Source organism: Komagataeibacter kakiaceti JCM 25156 (assembly GCF_000613305.1).
In genome coordinates this window covers 1-820 of sequence record NZ_BAIO01000771.1, presented here as the reverse complement: position 1 = coordinate 820, position 820 = coordinate 1, and the positions used below count along the sequence as shown (strand labels likewise).

The 820-nt window shown below is 66.6% G+C and carries 1 protein-coding gene; it reads left to right on the top strand.

The genetic code is table 11. The features are described 5' to 3' along the window. Positions 1 to 242 precede the first annotated feature (242 nt). Positions 243 to 820: GDSL-type esterase/lipase family protein (locus JCM25156_RS18775; protein ID WP_025814367.1), on the top strand; the 578-nt coding region annotated here is incomplete at its 3' end.

Sequence of the window (820 nt, the reverse complement as noted above, 5' to 3'; positions counted from 1 at the left end):
TGCATCCCACGCTCGCGGGTGGCAGCCGGTAGGTCACGCTGGCGGCCCCCGCGGCGGATCCATGGCCCAGTAGCAGCCCGTAACACAGCCATGCCGCGATCCCTGCCCGCATCGTCCTGTCACCACTCCCCGTTCCGCATTGCCGGGCTGACATTAAAGGATGAGAACAAAATAAGAAAGTACGGAAAATCCAGTTACTTCCGCCATGGTGTCTCCCGTATTGCGCACGTATGATCATGCCCATGCGAATCTGTTTTATCGGTGACAGTTACGTCACGGGAACGGGCGATGAAGCCTGTCAGGGCTGGGCCGGACGCCTGTGCGCCATGGAGCGTCGGGGCGGGCTGGATGTCACCCTCTACAACCTTGGCGTGCGGGGGCAGACCAGCCGCGACATCGCGCGGCGCTGGCGGCAGGAGACCGCGCCACGTCTCGATGGGCGGGACGAGGGCGGTATTGTCCTGTCCTTCGGGGTGAATGACTGCACACGCACCACGGCCGGGCGGCCACGCGTCGCCCCGGCGGAAAGTCTGGAAATCACCCGGCTGATACTGGAACAGGCGCGCCAGCTCTGTCCGGTGCTGATGGTCGGGCCGCCCCCCGTGGGGCGGGAGGATCCGGATATACGCACCCACGCCCTTTCCACCGCGATGGCGGCGCTGTGCGGGCGGCTGACCGTCCCTTTCCTGCCTATATGGGAACCCCTACGCATGGACCCGCTCTGGTGCGCCGAAATCGCGCATGGTGATGGCGCGCACCCGGCGGGCGGCGGTTACGCCGCGCTGGCCCGGCTGGTCCATCAGTGGCCCGCATGGCGGGC